Consider the following 8,066-nt stretch of genomic DNA (forward strand, 5'->3'; position numbering starts at 1 on the left):
CGATCTCCCACAGCCCGTCCGGAACAATCCAACTCCACGTACCCCGCCCCATGCACGGACCAACGACCGCCTCACCACGTAGGACACGGTCTAAGGGCGAGTCGGCAGCGGGACTGGATCCCGTGGCCGAACTTCTCTTCCGCGCCGCACTGTTGGACATTCGTGCTGTCGGGGTCGCCGATCGCGATACGGACCGCACACCCGTCATCCGCTCGCTCTCGCAACAAGAACGCCGAAGGCACCGGCACCGTGGACCGCACCCTGATGTGCCACCCCTGCGCCGGACGCGGCTACGTACGCGGCCCGGACGGCTTCCACGACCGGTGCGCCGACTGCGACGGCACCGGACAGGCCGCACCCATCAAGGCCCTGCCCGTCCAGCAGCACGTACGGCAGATGATCCGCACCGCATGGGCCCTCGGCCACCTGCCGGAGTTCGCCGAACTCAAGCTCTGGAAGTGGGCTCACATGCTCGGCTTCCGCGGCCACTTCTCCAGCAAATCCCGCGCCTACTCCACCACCCTCGGCGCACTCCGCGACGTACGCCGCGCCTGGCGCCTCGCCCAGGCCGAAGCCGCCCGCGCCCGCGCCCGCGCCCGCGCCGGCCACCCCACCACCGACGAGACGACCCTCGTCACCGCTTCCTCCTGGACCTACCTGAGTAGCGGCTACCGCCCCGGCGAAGCACTCCTCGCCGCCCAGGTCCGCCACGGCATCGCCCAAACCCAACGCCTCAAGCAGGAAGGACTTGTGCCCGCATGACGACGGCCGTGCTCACCGTGGACCAGGTCGCGGAGCGTCTCGGCATCAGCCGCTGGAAGGTCCATGACCTGATCCGTTCTCGCGAACTCGCCTCCTTCAAGATCGGCCGCTGCCGCCGCAACAGCGAAGCCGCCTTGGACGCCTACGTATCCCTCCGCACCGAACAGGAAGCCGCCTGATGGCCAAGCCGAAGAAGAACACCAACAACGAGGGCACCATCTACCAGCGGAAGGACGGCCGTTGGGAAGGCAGTGCCTACGTTCTGACGACGGACGGCACGTACAAGCGGCGCAGCGTCTACGGCAAGACCTGGGATGAGGCACACGAGAAGCTGACCAAGCTCAAGGCCGACTCCCTCAACGGGTTGCCGGTCGCCACCAGCAAGATGACCATCGGCGAGTACCTGACGTACTGGCTGGTGAACGTCGCCCAGGGCAAGGTGCGCAGGACGACGTACGTCAACTACGAATCGCTCGTCCGCAACTACGTCACGCCCGAGTTCGGCAGGAAGAAGCTGGCCCGGCTCACCGCCCGCGACATCCGGGCCTTCCTGGCCAAGACGGCGGCCACCTGCCAGTGCTGCGCGCAGGGCAAGGACAAGAAGCGGCCGGAGCACAGGCGGCGCTGCTGCGCCCTCGGTAAGTGCTGCAGGAAGCTCCCCTCTGATAGGACCGTGCGCTTCCTGCTCGTGATCCTGCGGGCCGCCCTCCAGCACGCCGCACGGGAAGACGAGCTGCCGCGCAACGCGGCCCGGAACGTGGAGCTGAGCATGGGGACGAAGCGCGAGATCGAACCGCTCACTGCCAAGGAAGGGCGTCAGCTCCTGGCGGCGGCCCGTGACAACCGGTTGGGGGCCGTCTACGAGCTGGCGGTCCGCGTCGGCCTGCGCCGGGGGGAGCTGCTGGGGTTGCGCTGGTCGGACGTGGATCTTCACGAAGGTGTCCTCACTGTCCGGCAGGCCCTACAGCGGGTCGGCGGCGAACTGCTGATCGTCGCGCCGAAGACTCAGCGCTCGGCCCGCCGCGTGGCTCTGCCGGCCGAATGCGTGACGGCCCTCCGTGCCCAGCGCGCGCAGCAGGTAGCCGACCGGAAGGCGGCCGGTGCCAACTGGAAGGGGACGGGTCAGGGCCTCGTCTTCACCACGAAGAACGGGACCCCCATCGAGCCGCGCAACCTGAACCGGTCCTTCGAGACACTGTGCGCTCGCGCTGGAGTCCGTAAGGTCCGCTTCCATGACCTGCGCCACACCTGCGCGTCCCTGCTCCACGAACAGGGCGCGGACGCCCGCATGATCATGGAAGTCCTGGGCCACAGCTCCATCCGCGTGACCATGGACAGCTACACCTTCGTACGGCTCGACTCCCAGCGCTCCGCCTTCGACCGCGTCGGCGACGCGCTGAGGGGTGACAGCAGCGGGCCGGACGATGACGACGGCGCGGCCGGCGTCCCCGTAGCCGTCTGATCGGCTCCGCATCCGCCCTCTGAGGCCGTTGCCGTCAAACGCTGCCGTCAAGGCGAAAGCCAGAGGCCCTGTGGATCACTCCACAGGGCCTCTGAACTGTTGTGCACTCGGCAGGATTCGAACCTGCAACCTTCTGATCCGTAGTCAGATGCTCTATCCGTTAAGCTACGAGTGCTTGTTCTTTTGTTTTGCCCCCGCTCCCGGCCCTTTCGGCCCGCTCGCGGCGACAGGAAGAACATTACATGACTGCCGCCGCCATGTGAAATCCGATTCGCACACCCCTTGTGACCTGCACAAACGCCGTGAGTGGGCGAAGATGCGCCCAAGGCTGGGAACGCCGAAGCCCCGGTCCTGGGGGACCGGGGCTTCGGGATCGGTGCGGAGGCGGAGGGATTTGAACCCTCGATGGGCTTTAAGGCCCAAACCGCATTAGCAGTGCGGCGCCATAGACCGGACTAGGCGACGCCTCCAGCACAACCGCTCACGCGAGCGCGCGAGTGGTGCGTGCAGATGATGACACAGGCAAGCGCCCTGTCACCAATCGCCCCCTACGGTACTAGGCAGGCGGGTCACAGGGCAAAGGCTTCCTCCGGTGAGGCGGGTGACGGGGTGCAGGGGGCAGGAGCGGGACAGGAGGGGGCACAGGAGGGCGGAGTGGCTCGCGGGGCGCAACGTCTCACCGGGTTCGGCGTTGGACAGGGCATGGTCTCTGTACTGCCGGGCAGCGAGCGGCGCCTTCTGCTGGCCTCCCTCGCCGCCGTCGCCCCCCTCGTCCCGCTCGTCCCGCTCACCGCCGTACCCGCCGCCGCGGCCGGTGCCGTGCCGCCGCTCGTCCGGCCCGAGGACCGGGGTGATCACCTCACCGTCGAGGTCCGGCACGGCGGAGCGGGGCCGGACGGGACGTACGAGGTGTCCTGTCACCCGGATGCCGGCCGGCATCCGGACGTGGCCGGGGCCTGCCGGGTGCTCGACGAGCAGACCCGGTGGGGGCGGGACCCCTTCGCGCCGGTGGCCCCTGGCGGCACCTGCACCATGCTCTACGGCGGCCCGGCCACCGCCCATGTCACCGGCACCTGGGCCGGACGCCCGGTCGACGCCCGGTACGACCGCAGCGACGGGTGCGAGATCGGGCGGTGGGACCGGATGGTGCCCCTGCTGCCGAAAGCGGGCGCGTCCCGCTAGCGGCCGGCGGTGCCAGGAGATCCCGGGCGGACGCACTGATTCCGTAAAGGTCCCGGGGAGGTGTCGGGGAGCCGGACCATGCGGTCACCCGTTCGGCATCACTTCCTCGTGGGACGTCCCTCTCATCCGGCGTCGCGAGCGCAACGCGTGCGCTTAGACTCCCTCGCGTGACACGTCGCGGGCCGGTTGGCAAGATGGCCCGAGCGGTCGGCAAGGTGCGGTAACAGGGAGGAAGGCGTCTCGTGAGCAGCAGGCCATCCCGAGGCGCTGCTCGCCTCGCAGCCATACTCGACGCGTTGCCTGACGCGTTGGTCCTCGTCAACGCCAACGGCACCGTCGTCAACGCCAACACCATCGCGTTGGAGGCCTTCGAGACGCCTGGTACGGCGCTCGTGGGCCGTGGCCTGCTCGATCTGCTGCCCCAGTTCGACTCGAGGCTGATCCCCGGGTCCATGCGGCGGCCCGATCACATGGATCCCCAGGGGCGGACCAAGCCGACCCGGATGGTGGCGCGGCGGACCGACGGCAGCGAGTTCCCGGTCGAGGTCACCAGCGCGAATCTGGAGAACGGACAGCAGGCGTACGACGGTTACGGCTACACCGGCGACGAGCTGCTCATGATCGTGGTCCGGGACCTGTCCGGGACCGTCGACACCGAGGCGGAGCTGGCCCGGTCGCAGCGGCAGACCGAGATGATCCTGCGGGCCGCGGCGGAAGGCGTGGTGGGGACCGACACCGACGGGCGGATCGTGCTCGTCAACCCGGCCGCCGCCCAGATACTGGGATACCGGGCCGGTGAGCTGGGCGGCAAGGAGCTGCACACGCTGGTGCTGCACTCGCGGGCCGACGGGTCACCGTTCCCGTACGAGGAGTCGCCGCTCGCCGACACCCTGCGCTCCGGGCGCAAGCACCGGGTGCGTGGGCAGGTGCTGTGGTCCAAGGGCGACCAAAGGGTTCCGGTCGATCTGACCACCGCGCCGGTGCGGGACGGGGACCAGCTCGTCGGCGCCGTGATGACCTTCACCGACCGGCGGCCGTTCGACACCTTGGCCGAGGAGAAGGAAGCGCTGGAGAAGGCGCACACCGAGGCGCTGGAGCGGCTCTCCGAGGAGCACGCCGCCGACCTGACCGCGCTGCGCCAGCAGCACGTCACCGAGGTCGAGGAGCTGCGCGAGCAGCACGCGGAGGAGCTGGCGTCCGGCGAGGAGCGCTACGCCGCGCTCGCCGAACGGGAGAAGGACCGGTACGAGGCGCTGGCCGGGCGGCACGAACAGCTGCTGACGCTGCTCGCGCACTCGCTGCGCGGGCCACTGGACGAACTGCGCCGTGACCTGGCCGCGCTGGCCGCCGACGACGCCGGACAGCTGTGGCCCGAGGCCAACCAGGTCCTGCACCACCTGTCCGCCGGCTACTCGCGCATCACCACCCTCATCGACAACGTCCTCGGCTACCAGCGGATGGACGCGGGCAGCGAGGACATCACCCGTACGAAGGTGATGCTGGACGCCGTCGTCGCCGCCGGTGTGGACGGGGCCGTCGAGCTGATCGGTCCGGGACGTGTGCAGTTCGCCGTGCACGCGCCGCCCATCGAGGCCGAGGTCGACCCGCAGCGGCTCGCCACCGCGCTCGCGCATCTCGTGGCGGACGTCGCCGGGGTCGACGCCACCGGCAACACGCCCGTCTCGGCGGGCGGTTATCTGGACAACACCGTCGTGGTCGCCGCCGCGCAGCGTGGTGCGGTCGCGCGGATCGAGGTGCGCGGCCCGTACGCCGGGGGAGACCCGGTGCACGAGCCGATCGTGCGGGGCATCGTGCGCGCCCACGGAGGTGTGCTGCAGACGCACGAGGTGCCGGGCATGAGCGGCAACGCGTACGTGCTCGAGGTGCCGCTGGGCGGTGGAGCGGGTGCGGTCGCCGCGGCTGCGGCTGCCGCCGCGCAGGTGCCGGAGGCCGGTGCGGCCGCCGCGGACGACTCCGGTCCGGCCGTCGCGGACGACTCCGGTGCGGCCGAGGGAGCCGGCGGGGGCCGGCGCCGGGCCCGGCGGGCCTCCACCGACGCCTTCCTGGAGAGCGACACCGCCGGCTCGGGCGACGCCGGTGACACGGACGCGCCCGCGCCGACCGGCCGACGCCGGCGGCGGGCCGGCGCGCCCGCCGAGGCGACCGCCGCGGCACCGGCCGAGAGCGAGGCCGCGTCCGGCGGGACCGGACGGCGCCGTGGCCGGCCGGCCGAGAACAACGCCGGTGACGGACCGGACGCCGGTGACCGGTCGGGTGCCGGTGACGGGTCGGGCGCCGGTGACGGGACGGGATCCGGTGAGGGCGTTGCCGAGGGGGCCGTGGTGACCGCGGCCGAGCATGCCGCTGGGGCGGCTGCCTCCCACGCGGGGCTCGGTGCCGCCGTGCCGCCGCAGGGCGTACCCGCGCCCACGGGCCGCCGCGCCCGCCGTGACACCGGTGCCCCGCAGGCCGCTCTGCCGCCCGCCCTCCCCGCGGCCGGCGGCGCGCCGACTCCGGGTGCCGAGGCGGTTCCGGCCGACGGCGGGCAGCCGACCGGACGGCGCCGGCGAGCCCTGGCGGCCGCGGCGGAGCGTGCCGCGGCGCAGGAGGCGGGCGCCCGCACGGTCTTCGCCCTGCCGCCTGCCGAGGCCGACAGGACGCCGACCCCCGCGGCCGACAGCACCGACATGGCCGCAGCCGACGTGGGCGGCGCAGCCAACATGAGCGGCGACCGCAACATGGGCGGCGACGGTCCCGCCCCGGGCGCAGGTGCCGGAATTTCCGTACCTCCGGGTGCCGGGGTGCCGGTACCTCCGGGTGCCGGGGTGCCGGTTCCCCCGGGCGCGAACGCAGGGGCCCAGGTGCCTCCGGGCCCGAACGCGGGAATCCCCGTGTCTCCCGGCACCGGCATGCCGGTCGCCCCGGGCGCGAACCACGAGGCCCCCATGACTCCGGGCGCGGACCCCGGGACTCCCGTGCCTCCCGGAGCCGGAGCCGCCGTGCCTCCCGGTGCCGGAGCGCCCGTTCCTCCCGGAGCCGGAGCGCCCGTACCTCCCGGAGCCGGAGCGCCCGTACCTCCCGGTGCCGGAGCGCCCGTTCCTCCCGGTGCCGGAGCGCCCGTTCCTCCCGGTGCCGGAGCGCCCGTACCTCCCGGAGCCGGGGCCCCCATGCCCCCCGGCACAGGAGCGCCCGTACCTCCCGGCGCCGGAGTTCCCGTGCCCCCCAGTGCCGGAGCGCCCGTACCTCCCGGTGCGGTCACGCCCGCCGGTGCGGCGCCCGCGGCCGATGCTCAGCCGCACTTCGCCGCCGCGGCGGCCGGTGCCGGGCCGCTGCCCGGACAGGTGCAGGTGCCCGCGCAGATGCCGGTGTCCGTCCCGGGCACTGCGGGCGACGACGGCCGGCACGACGCCGTACCGCTCGACGGCCAGGGCGAGGACCACACCCCGCCGCAGCCGCATCCCACCAGCGCCCCCACCGGTCGGCGCCGCCGGGCCGTGGCCCAGTCGGCCGAGGCCGCGCAGGTACTGCCGCCGGGGGCCGCGCCCGTCGCCTCGCACGGGCAGTCGGTGCCGGCTCAGGCCGCTCCCGGACAGTCGGTGCCGGCTCAGATCGCTCCCGGACAGTCGGTGCCGGCTCAGGCCGCGCCCCCGCAGAGTCCCTCGCAGCCGGTTCCGGTGCCGCCCGCGTCCGGTCAGGGCCCGCAGGACGCGGCCGTTCCGTCGGCTCCCGGCCAGGGAACCCCGGCAGGCCCCGCCGTTCCGGCGCAGGGTACGGCCGGGCAGGGCATCCCCGTCCAGGCCGGGCAGGGCATCCCCGTCCAGGCCGGTCCGGTGCCGCCCGCGGGGCAGCCGTCCGCTGCGGCCCCGGTGGCCGTAGCGGCGTCCCCCGCTGCCCAGAACGGTGCCGCCGGCCATCCGGCGCAGCCCGTCGTACCCGCCCAGGGCACGGCGGCCGGCCCGGCACCGGCGCCGGCACCGGCAGCCCAGCCGTCGGCCACGCCGGCCCACGGCACCGCCGCCCAGGCGCAGCAGCCCGCGGCCGTACCGGCCCAGGGAACTCCGGGGCAGCCGGTACCCGGACAACCCGCGCCCGCCGCGCCGTCCCAGGCCCCTGCCGCCCCGGGCGCGCAGCCGGGCACCCCGCCGACCGGTACCCCGGTCGGCGCGCCGGGTGCCCTGCCGTTGCCGTCCGAGGCCGTTGCCGGGCAGACCGCTGCCGGGCAGACCGTGGCGCCGCCCGGTGTTCCCCAGCAGTGGCCGGGGACCGCCGACACCGCCGGTGCGGGGACTCCCACCCCGGCGCCCGGGAACGCGCTGCCCGGTGGGCAGCCGCAGCGGGCGGCCCAGCCGCTGCCCGCGGAGGCCGCGGGCATGGCGGCGGCCGACCCGGACTCCACCCAGGGGCGGGCGTTCAGCGTCCGCACACTCGGGCAGGGCGTGCCGTTCTCGCGGCAGGCCGCTCAGGTGCAGCAGCCGACGGCGACCCCGCCGCCGCACGCGCCGGGCGGCTCGGGCCGGCGGCGCAAGCTGGGCACCCCGCCCGACCCGGCCACGCGTCCGGAGCCGCAGCAGGAGCAGACGGCCCGTACACGTCCGGCGGCCGAACCGGCGTCCGCGCAGCCCTCGCTCGGGGGCCGGCAGCCCCTGACGCAGCCCTCGCT

The 8,066-nt window shown here is 73.7% G+C and carries 4 protein-coding genes, 2 tRNA genes and 2 pseudogenes; 5 read left to right on the forward strand and 3 right to left on the reverse strand.

The features are described from left to right. Positions 1–92 precede the first annotated feature (92 nt). Positions 93–227: pseudogene (locus ACZ4SF_RS21710) on the reverse strand (XRE family transcriptional regulator); the annotation flags it as partial. Between ACZ4SF_RS21710 and ACZ4SF_RS21715 the strand changes: the two are divergent. The 3 genes and pseudogenes from ACZ4SF_RS21715 to ACZ4SF_RS21725 form a co-directional block, all read left to right on the forward strand. Then, a pseudogene (locus ACZ4SF_RS21715) lies at positions 211–762 on the forward strand (replication initiator); the annotation flags it as partial. The pseudogenes ACZ4SF_RS21710 and ACZ4SF_RS21715 sit on opposite strands and share 17 nt — an antisense overlap. Further along, on the forward strand, positions 759–941 hold the full coding sequence (locus tag ACZ4SF_RS21720; RefSeq protein WP_468386840.1) for a helix-turn-helix domain-containing protein: 183 nt from the start codon (positions 759–761) through the stop codon (positions 939–941). The pseudogene ACZ4SF_RS21715 and the gene ACZ4SF_RS21720, both read left to right, overlap by 4 nt. Next, positions 941–2,224, forward strand: a complete 1,284-nt coding sequence (locus ACZ4SF_RS21725; protein WP_468386843.1) for a site-specific integrase — start codon at positions 941–943, stop codon at positions 2,222–2,224. The genes ACZ4SF_RS21720 and ACZ4SF_RS21725 overlap by 1 nt, the downstream gene beginning before the upstream one ends. Positions 2,225–2,326: 102 nt before the next feature. On the opposite strand, the gene ACZ4SF_RS21730 is transcribed toward ACZ4SF_RS21725, so the two are convergent. Together ACZ4SF_RS21730 and ACZ4SF_RS21735 are read right to left on the reverse strand one after the other, a co-directional pair. Further along, positions 2,327–2,399: transfer RNA gene (locus tag ACZ4SF_RS21730), tRNA-Arg, on the reverse strand. A gap of 204 nt (positions 2,400–2,603) precedes the next feature. Next, a tRNA-Ser gene (locus tag ACZ4SF_RS21735) sits at positions 2,604–2,694 on the reverse strand. Positions 2,695–2,926: 232 nt separating this feature from the next. On the opposite strand from ACZ4SF_RS21735, the gene ACZ4SF_RS21740 reads away from it, so the two are divergent. Together ACZ4SF_RS21740 and ACZ4SF_RS21745 are read left to right on the forward strand one after the other, a co-directional pair. After that, a complete protein-coding gene (locus tag ACZ4SF_RS21740) occupies positions 2,927–3,406 on the forward strand; it encodes an SSI family serine proteinase inhibitor (RefSeq protein WP_468386846.1) in 480 nt (159 codons plus the stop codon). A gap of 296 nt (positions 3,407–3,702) precedes the next feature. After that, positions 3,703–8,066: PAS domain-containing protein (locus ACZ4SF_RS21745; protein WP_468386849.1), on the forward strand; the 4,364-nt coding region annotated here is incomplete at its 3' end.

Source organism: Streptomyces sp. NPDC027663 (assembly GCF_055566415.1).